The sequence below is a fragment of the Rhodococcus sp. NPDC003348 genome (assembly GCF_053589375.1).
The window spans coordinates 15,500-29,874 of the sequence record NZ_JBSFRT010000009.1; the positions used below are offsets into that span (position 1 = coordinate 15,500).

Sequence of the window (14,375 nt, forward strand, 5' to 3'; positions counted from 1 at the left end):
CCATCCGGTCGGCGGGGCCTCGGTGTTCTTGCCCCGAGATCGCGGTGCGGCCCGCGATAATGGTGCGATGCGGTCGAGAGACAAGATCCTGGACGCCACACTGGCGACGATCGGCACCGAAGGCTTCGGGGGCGTTTCCATCGCGTCCGTGGCCTCCGCCGCCGGCGTGACCCGGCAGACCATCTACACCATCTTCGGTTCCCGCGAGAACCTGGTGTCGCAGGCGATGGCCGGGCACCTGACGGAGGTCGCGCGGGAGATCCAGTCCGGCCTGACCTCCTCTCGAAACCCCTGCGAGTACGTCGTCGAGCTGATCGTCGCCTCCCGGCGTGCGGTGCGGGCGGATCCCGTCCTGATCACCCTGCTGCGGTCGGAGGCCAGCAACCCGCTGTTCGACTCGGGGGCGATGAGTCGGGCGAAGGAGGTCGGGCGCGGGCTGATCGCGCCGCTCGCCGAGCTGTTCCCGGAGGCCACGTCGCAATTCGACGACATCGTGGAGATCGGCGTGCACCTCGGACTGCCGGTGGTGTGTTTCGACGACGACGAACTACGGACCGACGACGAATTGCGCGCCTTCCTGACCCGGTGGATCGAACCCGGACTGAAATCTTCCGCAACTCCTTGACACTTTCCCGTGCAGGTGTCTAGTTTTAGCCGTCCCGGTGGGCCGGCGTGACATGGAACACGCAATCCTCGGGGGCCATTTGTCGTTCGCAGTCTGGGGGTAGCTCTGTGTCCGGGATCAACCGTCGGTCCTTCTTCACCGCCGCAGCCGCAGCGGGATTCGCCTTGACCGGAGCGTCCGCCGCGCAGGCCGCGACCACCGCGACGGGCATCGGCGCGCAGGTTCGACGGGTGCCGCTCACCCAGGAGGAACACCGGGTGGTGGTGGTCGGTTCCGGATTCGGCGGCGGCGTGGCCGCGCTCCGGCTCGCCGAGGCGGGCGTGCCGGTTCTGGTGCTGGAACGCGGGATTCGCTGGCCGACGGGTCCGAACGCCAAGACGTTCCCGAGTCCGACCGCCCCCGACAAGCGGTTGCTGTGGTACCGCTCCGCGCCTCAGCTGTTCGGCAGGCCGGTCGCATTCGACCCGTACGTCGGCCTGGTCGAGGCGGTCGTCGGCGAGAACATGACCGCACTGTGCCCGGCGGGTGTGGGAGGCGGATCCCTGGTCTACCAGGGGATGTCGCTGCAGCCCGCCGAGGCCGTCTTCAACTCGTGCCTCCCGAACGAGCTCGACTGGCAGCTGATGAACCGGGTGCACTACCCGCGTGTCGCCAAGATGCTCCAACTCGCGACCGCTCCCGACGAACTCGTCAACACGGATGCGTACCGCGCACCTCGGGTGTTCGCCGAGCGCGTCAGGCGCGCCGGTCTGCCCCTGTCGAAGATCCCGATGCCCATCGACTGGAACTACGCGCTCGCCGAACTGCGCGGCGAGATGGCCCCGTCCTACTCGGACGGCTCCGGCGCCATGGGAGTGAACAACGGCGGCAAGCACTCCGTCGACGTCACCTACATCGCGGCGGCCGAGGCCACCGGCAACGTCAAGGTCGAGACCCAGCACGAGGTCACAGGTATCGAGCGCGCAGGGGGCGGTCGATGGCGGGTCCTCGTCAACCGGATCGACACCGACGGAACGGTTCTCGAGAACAAGGTCCTCACCACCGACGCGCTGATCATGGCGGCGGGCAGCGTGAACACCACCAAACTGCTGGTACGGGCCCAGGCGACCGGGCAGATCCCGGACCTGCCCGACGGACTCGGCGGAGGTTGGGGGACCAACGCCGACCGGATCTACGTGTGGACCAACCCGTTCGAGGAATTCGGGGCCACCCAGGGCGGACCGGTCGTGTACGGCAGCCTCAACTGGGACGACCCGACCCGCGCGCACACCGTCATCCAGGCGTCGATCCCGTCGATCTCGCTGGACATGCACAGCACGATGATGGTCGGCTTCGGTGTCAGCGAAGGACGCGGCAGGTTCGCGTACGACTCCGCGCGGGACGAGGCGACGCTGCACTGGCCGTTCGAGGGGGACTCGGTCATCCAGAACAGCGCCATCGGCCCGACCGCGCACAAGATCGCCGGTCCGGACAGCGTGCTCACCGACACCAACGCGATCGTCAACTCGACCTGGCACTCGCTCGGCGGTGCGAGCATGGGGACCGTCTGCGACCTCGACGGCCGCGTCCACGGCCAGCGCGGGCTGTACGTTCTCGACGGCGCACTCATCCCGGGTACGACCGCCGCCTGCAACCCGTCCATGACCATCGCCGCGGTCGCCGAGCGTGCCATGGACAACCTGGTCGCCAACGACGTCGGCACCGTCTTCTGACCGGAGCTCGTTCGTACAACCACGCCCACCGTGCCGGGCAGAACACCGTGCGGTCCGGGCGCGGACGTCCAAATGGAGGGGGAGCCATGTCGGGAACAACGGGACGCAGCGGCGGAGCCGCACGGGTTCGCACCGGCGGAGCCGGACGGGTTCGCAGCGGCGGAGTCGCACGGGTTCGCAGCGGCGGAGCCGTGCGTCGGCGCAGATCCCTGGTCGTCGCAGTGGCGGCGGCGCTGCTGTTGCCGGTGGGTCACGTGGCCGCCGCCCCGGTGTCGGACACGTCGGGGGTGGTCCTGGAGGATCACGACGTCGCGCGGGTCGCCGCCGCCACGGCGGACTGCGGTCCGGGATCGCATCCCGAGACGGGACTGCAGGGGGACGTCCCGGCCGCGGATCGCGACAGCGGCCGCAGCACGCAGGGGTACAACTGCAACATCTCCCGGATCGGGGGCTACGCCGGGCAGGGCAGCGGAATCGTCTCCGCCGCCTACGACCACTGCGCCTACATGGGCTCGATCTTTCCGAGTGCACTTCTCGGGCCGTCCCCGGGCGTGCAGGTCGTCGACGTCTCTGACCCGGCGAACCCGGTGCCGACCGTCGCGCTGACGGAACCCGCGATGGTGGCGGGCACCTGGGAGAGCCTCAAGGTGCACGCAGGCCGGAAGCTGTTGGTGGGCACCGGAGTCCCGGCGCTGTTCGGTGCCGGACTGCTGTCGGTGTACGACATCTCCGACTGCGCCCATCCGCGGCTGCTCAATCCCGGGCCCGGCACGAGCCTGCAGATGCCGCTGCCGATCACCGCGCACGAGGGTGGATTCTCCCCGGACGGCCGGACGTACTGGACGTCGGGTACGGAGGGGGTGCTCAGCGCGGTCGATCTTGCCGACCCCGCCAACCCGAAGGTGATCTGGCAGGGCTGGATCGGATTGTCCGGGCACGGGTTCGGTGTCAGTCCCGACGGCAACCGGTTGTACCTGTCGAACAACTTCGGTGGCCTCACCGTCCTGGACACCAGCGCGGTGCAGCGGCGTGACGCCAACCCGCAGGTGCCGCAGCTGTCGAAGATGTCGTGGACCGACGGCTGGGCCACCCAGCACAGCATTCCCGTCACCTACGACGACCACCCCTACCTGTTCACCGCGAACGAGAGCGGTTCCGGCGGAGTCAAGATCATCGATGTCGCCGCCGACGCGAACCCGAAGATCGTGAACGCGATCAAGCTGGAGATCAACCTGCCGGAGAACGTCGACAGCCAGATCGCGTCCGGCATGGGTGGGTCACTGTTCGCCTACGAATCGCACTACTGCGCCGCGGACCGCCCGGACAATCCGACCGCCCTCGCGTGCGGCTGGTTCTCGTCCGGCATCCGGGTGTTCGACGTGCGGGATCCGTTCGACGTCCGTGAGATCGGCTACTACAACCCGCCGGCCATGACCGGGCGCACCCTCGATCTCCCGAATTCGAGCCACGCGATCGCCTCGCTCCTCGGGGTGCCGGCGCTCAGCCTGCCCGCCGTGATCGAGTCCGTCGCGGGCGGACAGTTCGACCCGGCGCAGGCCTCGGGGCCGCGCTCCGGCATGGTCCTGGGCGGCGACCTGTCCACCGACTGGTGCTCCTCCCCGCCGGAATGGCGTGGGAACGAGCTGTGGGTCTCCTGCAGTGACAACGGCTTCATGACCCTGCGGCTCGACGAGCGCGTCTACACGGCGCCCGCCGACCAACGGTCGACCGTCGGCTCATGACCCGACTCGTCCGCGCGCTCGCCCTCACCTCGCTGGCACTGCTGTTGCTGGTGGTGGGGGCGGCGCTGCGGCCGCTCGTGGTGCCGGAGTCTCCTGAGCAGGGCGCCCTGCTCAGCGACGTCGAGATCGGGTTCGTACAGGACATGGCCGCCCACCACCAGCAGGCACTCGCGATGGTGAACCGCCTCGCCCCCGACGTCGATCCTGCCGTCGCGGCGCTGGCCCGGCAGATCGGCGACACCCAGCGCATCGAGCTCGGCACCCTGCACGGCTGGCTCACGCTCGCCGAGGCCGCGCCGACGAACACGGCGCCGATGGCATGGATGGCCGGTGCCTCGGAGCATCACCACGTGACGCCCGCCGCCGCATCCGGGCCGATGCCCGGCATGGCGTCCATGGCCGAACTCGACGCCCTGTCCACCGCCCGGAGCCGCGACGCCGAGATCCTGTTCCTGCAGCTGATGCTGCGTCATCACGTCGGCGGGGCGACGATGGCGCGGGCCGCGGACGGGTTGCTGACCGGTGGACCGGTCGCGCAGACCGCCCGCGACATGATGCAGTCGCAGAGTCAGGAGGCGGGACTGATGGGCGTCATGCTGGCCCAGCGCGGTGCCCAGCCACTGTCCTGATCGTCGCCGACTCGTGTGGTTCGGTTGCGCGCGCCTCCCACACCTCGGTCGCTGACGGCAGTAGTCTCCGGAGCTGTCCCTGCGCGCGTGCGTGCGACACCAAAATGTTCGGGTAGGTGTTCTCCGATGGCCGCAATTCCTTCCCCCACGAAGAAGATCGTCGGGACCCTTGTGTTCCTGGCCGGACTGATCGGCGCAGCCGTCGGCATCTGGTCCCTCGACGTCGTCGCGGCGGTCGTCTGGCTGGTGGTGGCCACCCTGTCCGGCTTCTATCTGCTGAAATTGCGGGCCGAGGCACGCGGCCGCCTCGACCAGACCTCCTCCTGAGGCCCACCCCACTTTGACCCGCCCCTGACCTGGGCGGTAAGGTCTTCTGTCGGCGTACGGTACGACGCGCATCCAATCCACTTCACGGTGGCCGGCTGTGCTCGTAGCGCGGGTTCCCGGGTCTCCACTGGCCGCCGGGAACGCATCCGGACCGTACCCGCTGGCCAGCAGTTATACGACATGACGAGGAAGTTCTGTGTCTACCTACGCTCCGAAGGCAGGTGACGTGACCCGCCAGTGGTACGTCATCGACGCCACCGACGTGGTGCTCGGCCGCCTTGCCGTCCAGGCAGCGAACCTGCTGCGCGGCAAGCACAAGCCCACCTACGCTCCGAACGTTGACGGCGGCGACTTCGTCGTCATCATCAACGCCGACAAGGTTGCCATCTCCGGCAACAAGCGCACGGACAAGTTCCTGCACCACCACTCCGGTCACCCGGGTGGCCTCAAGTCCCGCTCCGTGGGCGAGGTGCTGGAGAAGAACCCCGATCGCCTCGTGGAGAAGGCCGTCACCGGCATGATCCCGAAGAACAAGCTCGGCCGCGCCATCGCCGGCAAGCTGAAGGTCTACGCAGGCCCGAACCATCCCCACGCCGCGCAGCAGCCGGTTCCGTTCGAGATCAAGCAGGTGGCACAGTGACCGAGCAGAACGAGACCCCCGAGGTCGAGACCGCCGAGGTCGTCGTCGAGGAGTTCGCCGCCGAGCCCGAGGTCGTCGAGGAGTACGTGGCCGAGGAGTCCGTCGCTCCCGCCGCGCCGATCTACATCGACCGCCCGATCCAGACCGTGGGTCGCCGCAAGGAGGCCGTCGTCCGCGTTCGGCTCACCCCCGGCACCGGTGAGTTCAAGCTCAACGGCCGCACCCTCGAGGACTACTTCCCGAACAAGGTGCACCAGCAGCTGATCAAGGCCCCGCTGGTCACCGTCGAGCGGACCGAGTCCTTCGACATCACCGCGCTGCTGCACGGTGGCGGCCCCTCCGGTCAGGCCGGCGCACTGCGCCTCGCGATCTCCCGCGCCCTGATCGAGGTCACCCCCGAGGATCGCCCCGCCCTCAAGAGCGCCGGCTTCCTCACCCGTGACGCCCGCGCCGTCGAGCGCAAGAAGTACGGCCTGAAGAAGGCCCGCAAGGCTTCGCAGTACTCGAAGCGCTGATGCGCCACCGGCCCCGCCTTTCGCGGTGGGTGCCGGGACCTGTTCACCCGAGAGCAGGCGTCCACGCAACACCGGACGCCTGCTCTTGGCGTAGAAGTGCAACAGCAGGAAATCAACCACGCGGGAAACAGCAAGAACGGCAAGGGGTCTGATTCATGGGTCGAATGTTCGGTACGGACGGTGTGCGAGGTCTGGCGAACGCCGACCTCGACGCGGAGCTGGCGCTGCGGATTGCCGGGGCGGCCGCCTCGGTGCTGGCGCTGTCCGAGCGGGCCGCGCCCCGACCGACCGCGGTCGTCGGCCGCGACCCCCGGGCCAGCGGTGAGATGCTCGCCGCTGCGGTCACTGCCGGCCTGTGCGCGGCCGGTGTCGACGTGATCGACGTCGGGGTCCTGCCCACCCCTGCCGTCGCGCACCTGACCGGCGCCTACGACGCCGCGCTCGGCGTCATGATCTCCGCCTCGCACAACCCCATGCCCGACAACGGCATCAAGATCTTCGCGGCCGGCGGCCACAAGCTCGACGACGAGTCCGAGGACCGCATCGAGTCGGCTCTCACCGACCGGGACCTGATTCCGCGGCCCACCGGCGCGGCGATCGGACGGGTCACCACGGCCACCGACGCCGCCTCGCGTTACCTCACGCACCTGGAGGCGGCGGTAGCGCATCCGCTGACCGGGCTGACCGTCGTCGTGGACTGCGCCAACGGCGCCGCATCCGTCGTCGGCCCCGCCGCCTACCGGGCCGCGGGCGCGACCGTCGTCGAGATCCACAGCGCCCCGGACGGCTACAACATCAACGACGGCTGCGGGTCGACGCACCTCGAGGACCTGCGGGCCGCGGTGGTCGAGCACGGCGCCGACCTCGGCATCGCCCACGACGGCGACGCCGACCGCTGCCTCGCCGTCGACGCGACCGGTTCGGTCATCGACGGTGACGTCATCATGTCGATCCTCGCCGTCGCCATGCGCGATTCCGGCGAACTCGCCGACAACACCCTCGTCGCGACCGTGATGAGCAATCTCGGCCTGCACATCGCCATGCGCGAGGCGGGCATCGAGGTCCGCACCACCGCCGTCGGTGACCGCTACGTCCTCGAAGAACTGCGCGCCGGGAGCTTCAGCCTCGGTGGCGAACAGTCCGGGCACGTCGTGCTGCCCGGATTCGGCACGACCGGGGACGGCGTGCTGACCGGCCTGCGGCTGATGAGCAGGATGGCGCAGACCCGGTCGACCCTCGCGGAGCTGGCGACCGTCATGCGGACCCTGCCGCAGGTGCTGGTCAACGTGAAGGTCACCGACAAGGCCGCGGTCGCCGTCGCACCCTCGGTACTCGACGCCGTCGCCGAGGCCGAGCGCCGACTGGGAGACACCGGCCGGGTGCTGCTGCGCCCGTCCGGGACCGAGCAGCTGGTGCGGGTCATGGTCGAGGCCACCGAGATCGAGGTCGCCCGCGCGCTGGCCGACGGTCTCGCCGACCGGGTCGCCTCGGTCTAGAACTCGACCGGTCCTCGCCCGCTCGCGCCTCCCACGTCCGCCGATTGTTCCGGTTCACGCGGAACCGAGGCGGGGTCCGCTGCGTCTGACACCGTGACGGTGTAGTCGGCGGGCGCGCAGCGAAGCGGAGCCGCCCCATACGACAGCGGGGGTTCAGGTGGGTGACGGTCAACTGGAGTTCGACGAGGAGACGGTCCGCGCGGTGGCCGCGGCGCTGATGGATTCGGTAGCGGAACTCATGCGCCTCGCCGAGCGCGTGGACGCGACGGTGACGCACGACCACGGGCGACTGGCCAGCGTGGTGCGCGCGTGGGCACAGAGAACCGGGGCGGATGCGGCCCGGTTGTCCCTCACCGCGGATCGCTACGCAGAGCAGGACGGGGCCGCGGCCTCGAGCGTGCGGCGGTCGGGGTCGTGAGCCGCGACGACGGCCTGGGTCGGTACCGGGTGCACCGCGCGGTCGACCCGGGACCCCTGCACGCCGACGCCGAGGTCTTCCGCTCCACCGCCGCCGTCATGCGGGCGCACCTGCTCGCCCAGGAACACGCGGTGGCACGGTTGGCCGCGGGCTGGGCGGGGGAGGCGGCCGATGCGGCGCTCGCCGCACTGGGGCGTCGACTCGACCGGGCCCGCGCGGACTGTGCGGCGGTCGCGGCTGCGGCGGAGACACTCGACGGTGCCGCAGACCTGATCCGCGACGCGCTGGCGGCACAGGCGGACTTCGTGGAGCGGCTCGGGTCCGTTGCCGGGGACGGACCCGGCGCCGGGCCGGACCCGGGCCGGGTCGACAGCGCGGTCGCGCCGTACATGCGGGCCCGCAGCAGCGCGCTGACGGACCTGTTCGCGGTGATTCACCTCGTCGTCGACGGGGCACGAACCGTGGTCGAGGAAGCGCTCGACGCGGTCGGCGGAGATGTGGAGCCGGCGGCGGACGAATGGCTCGAGACCCCGGCCTCGGGGCCGCGGGAGGTCGCCGTGCCGCAGGAGTGTGCGGCGCCGCTGGAGGCCGCCGCCCCGCAGGAGGCCGCCGCCCCGCAGGAGGCCGCCGTGCCTCGGGAAAGTGACGTGCCGCAGGAAGAGCCCGGGGTGCAACAGGATTCGGTGCTCAGGGGACTGGTCGATCCTCCGGCCCCGCCCGATCCCGCAGACGTGGCCGATCCTCCGATACCCCCTCCGGTCGACGTTCCCGGCGCGCTCGGATTCGGGTCGGGCGCGGTGCCGCAGCGCGATCGTCCGCGGGTCGCTGTGCCGCCCGCGGATCTCCCCGGCGACTCCGCAACCGGTGCGGAACTGGCCGCTGCGGGACAGCTGTGAATCTCGAGGACTTGCGGGCAGTGCTGGCCGCGGCGCTCGACCGAGCCGAGCGCGCGAGCGCGGAGGCCGAACGCCTTGCGGGGGAGGCGGTGCCCACCCGTCCGGCCGAGTCCGTGCCCACGGGTGAAGTGGACCCGGGTGACGGTGGGGCCGGTTACCCGCGCAGCAGCTGGCTCGTGTGATGCGGCTCCTCGACCTCGGAAACCAGCGTGGTGTGCGGGATCTCGACGCCCGGGGTCGCGAACGGTGCGTACTCCGTCTCGCCGGTCAGGTGGTAGAGCAGGTAGCCCGTGAGCAGGGCCCGGGTGGTGCGCTGGGTACTCCGTTTCGAGCCGCCGAGACCCAGGGCTCCGAGCAGGGCCCGGCCCTCTGGAAGCCCGTTGCCGGACGCCTTGTCGACTCCGCGCAGGATCGCCTGCCCACCCCAGGCCGCGGCGAGGGAGCGGGCGTTGCAGTTCATCGAATCCAGGTCTTCGGCGGCCGCCAGGATCAGCGCGGGTCCGGACTGGCGGGCCGCGTACTTCTCCGCCGGGGGCGTCGTCGGTGCCGGAAACACCGCGGCCACAGCGGGGGCGCCGTGGTCGGCGGCAGCGATCACGGCGGCACCGGCGCCCATCGCGTGCCCCGCGAACGCCACCCGGTCTCGCGCGACGCTGATCTTGCCCGGACCGAGCCGGACACCCGTGCAGATGTCGGCGGCACTGCGCAGGTCCGCGGCGAGCGTGAGGTGCGATGCGACCGGAGAGCGCTGGGTGTCCGGGGCGGCCGCGACGATTCCCCACGACGCCAGGTGGGTCAGGGTCTCCCGGTAGCGGTCGGCGCCGGTCATCCAACCGTGCCCGAACACGACCGCGGGCAGTCCGAAGCCCTCGGCGGGGGTGTACACCACGCCGGGCAGACCCGCCAAGGCGAGGTCACCGCGCAGCACCGGATGGGGTCCACGCTTGGATAGACGGGAGGCCAGGGTCTTCGGAGTCGGCGCCACGTGCACGACCGTATCCGATTGCCGGGCCGTGGTGTTCGAAGGCCGGGTCGTCCCCAGCCGGAAACGGCGGCAGAGAGAGGAAACGATCAGGGTGTTTGGCATTCCGGTTCCGGTACCGCGGGACCTGACGCAGGCAGTGGTGAACGTCCGGGACCGGATCGACTCCGGCGGACTGGCGGATCTGCGTCCGACCGAGTCCGAGATCGTCGACACGAACGCGGAACGGACCATCCGCCGCTTCCGGTCCACCGAGCGCGAGGCCACCGGCGCGCCGGTCCTGCTCGTCACCCCGCTGGCCGCCACGTCGATCGCCTTCGACCTGCGACGCGGCTGCAGTCTCGTCGAATACCTGAAGGAGACCGGCCGGGACGTGTACGTCGTCGACTACGGGCCGGTGAACTTCGCGGACCGTTCCCGTGGATTCGAGCACTGGGTCGACGGCGTTGTGCCGGACGCCGTCCGGGTGGTCAGCGACGATGCAGGCGGATCCGACGTACACCTGGCCGGCTGGTCGCTCGGTGGGATCTTCGCGGTGTACGCCGCAGCGGCACATCCCGGTCTGCCGCTGCGATCGCTGACACCGATCGCGAGCCCGTTCGACCTGCGTCGGGTGCCGCTGTTCGCGACGCTGCGTCCACTGGACCGGTTGTTCGGGCCGTTCACCGTCGCCCCCCTGTACCGCCTCGTCGGCACGATCCCGGCGCCGTTGACCAGTCTCGGCTTCAAGGCGGCGAGCGTGGACAAGTACCTCACGCGGCCGTGGACGGTGCTGGCGAACCTGGACGATCGCGACCACCTCGAGCAGATCGAGGCCGTCGACCGGTTCATGAGCAGCATGTACGCCTACCCGGGCCGGACCTTCGGCCAGCTGTATCACGTCGTCATGCGGTCCAACGAGTTCGCCACCGGGCACATGCAGATCGGTGGCAGGCAGGTGAACCTGGACGCGATCGACGTGCCGGTGATGGTCGTCGCGGGCAGCGGTGACGGGCTGGCACCGAAGCACGCCGTCCGGCACCTGACCGACCTGCTCGGCGGTGCGCCCGCCGTGCGCTACGGCGTGTATCCGGGAGGTCACCTCGGGGTGCTCACCGGGCGCAGCGCCCGCGACACCATGTGGCCGGCATTCGCCCGCTTCCTGACCGACTGCGACTGACGATCCACGCCGGCGGGGACCAGTTTCGCGGAACCCCCGCAATCGAGGGGCCGCCTCTGTTTGACTGACGCCTCCTCACGGTAAGGACGGTGCGCATGCGGCGAACGGCCCGCGTCTTGACTTTGGTGTTCCTGCTCCTGCTGACTGTCGGCACCCTGCCGACCGGTGCTGTCGCCGCCCCGCCCGGACCCGCCGAGCCGGAGCCCGCGGTCCTCGGCGTCGGACAGTATCCGCGCCTGGTCCGGCTCGACTCCGGGGCGATCGTCGCCTCGCTGACGACACGGGACGCACAGGGCGACTTCACGCAGATCATGGAGAGCACCGACGAGGGCGTGAGCTTCCATCCGATCGGTGCGGTGCGTGATCCCGAAGCGATCGGCGGCCAGTGCTGCGCCACCATCTTCGAGATGCCGCAGCAGGTGGGCTTCCTGCCTGCGGGCACCCTGCTGTGGGCGGGCACCGTCGGCTATCTGGCAGGCACCGACCGGAAGGTCGGTATCAAGGTCTGGTCCAGCGCGGACGGCGGCCGCAACTGGAGTCCCCTCGGCGTCGCGGCGAGGTCCTCGGGAGACGGCGGCGTCTGGGAACCGGAGTTCACCGTCGACGCGGGCCTGCTGTGGCTGTACTACGCCGACGAGACCGAGCGCCCGCGCCACTCGCAGGTGCTGAGCCGGGTGGCCACCCTCGACGGCGTGAACTGGTGGGGCAGGCACGTGGTGCAGGCCAACGACGAACAGAGCCTGCGTCCGGGCATGGCTACCATCGCGCGCCTGCCGGACGGGCGTCTGGCGTCCACCCACGAGATGTGTGAGCAGGGCGGCGACCGCTGCACGCCGTATCTGAAGTTCTCCGACACCGGGATCTGGTGGGGCAACGGCACCTTCGACCCGGGCGTCCAGGTGGTCGCCGACGACGGCAGCATGCTCAAGCACTCGCCGTTCCTCACGGCGTTGGCGGGCGGACCGAACGGCACCCGACTGGTGCTCGGCGGGCAGGCCCTGATCGACCGGGACGGCAAACGGGACGGACGCAGCGGCCGGGTGCTGCTCGTCAACGACAACTTCGGGATCGGCCCGTGGTTCGAGATCGCGGCGCCGGTCCCCGTCCAGGATCCGAAAGCCGACACGTGCGCCAACTACAGTTCGCCGTTGCTGCCGGTCGACGGCGGAGCGAACCTGCTGCAAATCGCGGTCACGCTGAAGGACGGCGTGTGCACTGCGCGATTCGGCAAGGGTCCCGCGGGTCCGAACTGATCTGGGTTCCGGTGCCCAGTAGGCTTGGGAGCCATGTGCGGAATCGTGGGATATGTCGGCCACCGCCAGGCCCTGGACGTCGTGGTGGAGGCGCTGCGGCGGATGGAGTACCGCGGCTATGACTCCGCCGGGATCGCGGTCCTGGACGGCGCGGGCGGCCTCGCGGTCGAACGCAAGGCTGGGAAGCTGGCCAACCTGACGGCGGAGCTGGCCGAGGTCGGCGCGGAACGCTTCGCCGGCACCACCGGCATCGGCCACACCCGGTGGGCCACCCACGGTCGCCCCACCGACCGCAACGCCCACCCGCACCGCGATGCGAGCGGCAAGCTCGCCGTCGTGCACAACGGCATCATCGAGAACTTCGCCCCGCTGCGCCACGAGCTCGAGGCGGCCGGGGTGGAACTGCTCAGCGACACCGACTCCGAGGTCGCGGTGCACCTCGTCGCGCAGGCGTACGCCGAGGGCGACACGGCCGGCGATTTCGTGGCCAGCACGCACAAGGTGCTCCGTCGCCTCGAGGGTGCGTTCACGCTGGTGTTCACGCACGCCGACCACGCGGACACCATCGTCGCCGCTCGCCGCTCCACCCCGCTCGTGGTCGGTGTCGGCGACGGCGAGATGTTCGTCGGTTCCGATGTCGCCGCGTTCATCGAGCACACCCGCGACGCGATCGAGCTCGGCCAGGACCAGGTCGTGGTGATCACCGCGGACGGCTACGAGATCACCGACTTCGCCGGCAACGAGTCGACCGGGCATCCGTTCCGGATCGACTGGGACCTCGAGGCCGCCGAGAAGGGTGGCCACGACTACTTCATGCTCAAGGAGATCGACGAGCAGCCCTCTGCGGTCGCCGACACCCTGCTCGGTCATTTCGAGGACGGCAAGATCGTGCTCGACGAGCAGCGGCTGTCCGACCAGGAGCTGCGCGACGTGGACAAGGTCTTCGTCGTCGCCTGCGGCAGCGCCTACCACTCCGGCCTGCTCGCCAAGTACGCGATCGAGCACTGGACCCGACTGCCCGTCGAGGTGGAACTCGCCAGCGAGTTCCGCTACCGGGATCCGGTCCTGGACCGGTCCACGCTGGTCGTCGCGATCTCGCAGTCCGGCGAGACCGCCGACACGCTCGAGGCGGTCAAGCACGCCAAGGACCAGAAGGCCCGTGTGCTTGCGATCTGCAACACCAACGGCGCTCAGATTCCTCGCGAGGCCGACGCCGTCCTCTACACCCGGGCCGGTCCGGAGATCGCCGTCGCGTCGACGAAGGCGTTCCTCGCCCAGGTGACCGCCAACTACCTGGTCGGGCTTGCCCTCGCGCAGGCGCGCGGCACCAAGTACCCGGACGAGGTGGCGCGCGAGTACGCCGAACTCGAGGCGATGCCCGCCCTGGTGAGTCGGGTGCTCGAGACGGTCGAGCCGGTGCGGGCACTGGCACGCGAGTTCGCCGATGCGTCGACGGTGCTGTTCCTCGGCAGGCACGTCGGATACCCGGTGGCCCTCGAGGGTGCGCTCAAGCTCAAGGAGCTCGCGTACATGCACGCGGAGGGCTTCGCCGCCGGTGAGCTCAAGCACGGGCCGATCGCGCTGATCGAGGAGGGCCTGCCGGTCATCGTCGTGATGCCGTCCCCGAAGGGGCGGGCGGTGCTGCACTCGAAGCTGGTCTCGAACATCCAGGAGATCAAGGCTCGTGGTGCCCGCACGATCGTGATCGCGGAGGAGGGCGACGAGATGGTGCGCGCGCATGCCGACCATCTCATCGAGATCCCCGCGGCACCGACGCTGCTGCAGCCGTTGCTGTCCACCGTGCCGCTGCAGGTGTTCGCGGCCGAGATCGCTCGCGCCCGCGGCTACGACGTCGACAAGCCCCGCAACCTGGCCAAGTCCGTCACGGTCGAGTGACACTCGGCTCCGCCGCCCGTGAGTGCTCTTCTCCCCAGAGGGGGCCCCGCCCGCCCGAGGGCGAAGAGCACACACGGGCGCGTCG

The 14,375-nt window shown here is 70.2% G+C and carries 15 protein-coding genes; 14 read left to right on the forward strand and 1 reads right to left on the reverse strand.

Going from position 1 to position 14,375, the window contains the following annotated elements:
• Window positions 1-67: 67 nt before the first annotated feature.
• The 11 genes from ACWDU4_RS08300 to ACWDU4_RS08350 all read left to right on the forward strand — a co-directional run bounded on the left by ACWDU4_RS08300 (window position 68) and on the right by ACWDU4_RS08350 (window position 9,182).
• The gene (locus ACWDU4_RS08300; RefSeq protein ID WP_450113401.1) at window positions 68-625 is read left to right on the forward strand and encodes a TetR/AcrR family transcriptional regulator; all 558 of its coding nucleotides are present in this window, start codon (window positions 68-70) and stop codon (window positions 623-625) included.
• Between the two features lie 107 nt (window positions 626-732).
• On the forward strand, window positions 733-2,337 hold the full coding sequence (locus tag ACWDU4_RS08305) for a GMC oxidoreductase (RefSeq protein ID WP_450113402.1): 1,605 nt from the start codon (window positions 733-735) through the stop codon (window positions 2,335-2,337).
• 86 nt (window positions 2,338-2,423) lie between these two features.
• Window positions 2,424-4,079 (forward strand): LVIVD repeat-containing protein, encoded by a 1,656-nt coding sequence (locus ACWDU4_RS08310; protein ID WP_450113403.1) that lies wholly within the window; start codon window positions 2,424-2,426, stop codon window positions 4,077-4,079.
• Window positions 4,076-4,708 carry a DUF305 domain-containing protein gene (locus tag ACWDU4_RS08315; RefSeq protein ID WP_450113404.1) on the forward strand — a complete coding sequence of 211 codons (633 nt, stop codon included), beginning with the start codon at window positions 4,076-4,078 and terminating at the stop codon, window positions 4,706-4,708. Before ACWDU4_RS08310 ends, ACWDU4_RS08315 begins: the two co-directional genes overlap by 4 nt.
• A gap of 126 nt (window positions 4,709-4,834) precedes the next feature.
• Window positions 4,835-5,035, forward strand: coding sequence for a hypothetical protein (locus ACWDU4_RS08320; RefSeq protein WP_450113405.1), 201 nt, complete (start codon window positions 4,835-4,837; stop codon window positions 5,033-5,035).
• 196 nt (window positions 5,036-5,231) lie between these two features.
• Window positions 5,232-5,675 carry a 50S ribosomal protein L13 gene (gene rplM / locus ACWDU4_RS08325; RefSeq protein WP_450113406.1) on the forward strand — a complete coding sequence of 148 codons (444 nt, stop codon included), beginning with the start codon at window positions 5,232-5,234 and terminating at the stop codon, window positions 5,673-5,675.
• Complete coding sequence (rpsI, locus tag ACWDU4_RS08330; protein ID WP_450113407.1) at window positions 5,672-6,190, forward strand: 30S ribosomal protein S9; 519 nt, start codon at window positions 5,672-5,674, stop codon at window positions 6,188-6,190. Before rplM ends, rpsI begins: the two co-directional genes overlap by 4 nt.
• Before the next feature lie 155 nt (window positions 6,191-6,345).
• Complete coding sequence (gene glmM, locus ACWDU4_RS08335) at window positions 6,346-7,686, forward strand: phosphoglucosamine mutase (protein ID WP_450113408.1); 1,341 nt, start codon at window positions 6,346-6,348, stop codon at window positions 7,684-7,686.
• Window positions 7,687-7,843: 157 nt separating this feature from the next.
• Complete coding sequence (locus tag ACWDU4_RS08340; protein WP_450113409.1) at window positions 7,844-8,104, forward strand: hypothetical protein; 261 nt, start codon at window positions 7,844-7,846, stop codon at window positions 8,102-8,104.
• Window positions 8,101-9,000, forward strand: coding sequence for a hypothetical protein (locus ACWDU4_RS08345; RefSeq protein ID WP_450113410.1), 900 nt, complete (start codon window positions 8,101-8,103; stop codon window positions 8,998-9,000). Before ACWDU4_RS08340 ends, ACWDU4_RS08345 begins: the two co-directional genes overlap by 4 nt.
• Window positions 8,997-9,182, forward strand: coding sequence for a hypothetical protein (locus ACWDU4_RS08350; protein WP_450113411.1), 186 nt, complete (start codon window positions 8,997-8,999; stop codon window positions 9,180-9,182). The genes ACWDU4_RS08345 and ACWDU4_RS08350 overlap by 4 nt, the downstream gene beginning before the upstream one ends.
• Here ACWDU4_RS08350 and ACWDU4_RS08355 read toward each other — a convergent pair.
• Window positions 9,155-9,985 carry a hypothetical protein gene (locus ACWDU4_RS08355; RefSeq protein ID WP_450113412.1) on the reverse strand — a complete coding sequence of 277 codons (831 nt, stop codon included), beginning with the start codon at window positions 9,983-9,985 and terminating at the stop codon, window positions 9,155-9,157. The genes ACWDU4_RS08350 and ACWDU4_RS08355 overlap by 28 nt on opposite strands.
• Before the next feature lie 91 nt (window positions 9,986-10,076).
• Here ACWDU4_RS08355 and ACWDU4_RS08360 point away from each other — a divergent pair, with 91 nt between their 5' ends.
• From ACWDU4_RS08360 to glmS, 3 genes are all read left to right on the forward strand, one after another.
• The gene (locus tag ACWDU4_RS08360) at window positions 10,077-11,141 is read left to right on the forward strand and encodes an alpha/beta fold hydrolase (protein WP_450113413.1); all 1,065 of its coding nucleotides are present in this window, start codon (window positions 10,077-10,079) and stop codon (window positions 11,139-11,141) included.
• 95 nt (window positions 11,142-11,236) lie between these two features.
• Window positions 11,237-12,394, forward strand: coding sequence for a sialidase family protein (locus ACWDU4_RS08365; RefSeq protein ID WP_450113414.1), 1,158 nt, complete (start codon window positions 11,237-11,239; stop codon window positions 12,392-12,394).
• A 33-nt stretch (window positions 12,395-12,427) separates the two neighbouring features.
• A complete protein-coding gene (gene glmS / locus ACWDU4_RS08370) occupies window positions 12,428-14,290 on the forward strand; it encodes a glutamine--fructose-6-phosphate transaminase (isomerizing) (RefSeq protein WP_450113415.1) in 1,863 nt (620 codons plus the stop codon).
• Window positions 14,291-14,375 lie beyond the last annotated feature (85 nt).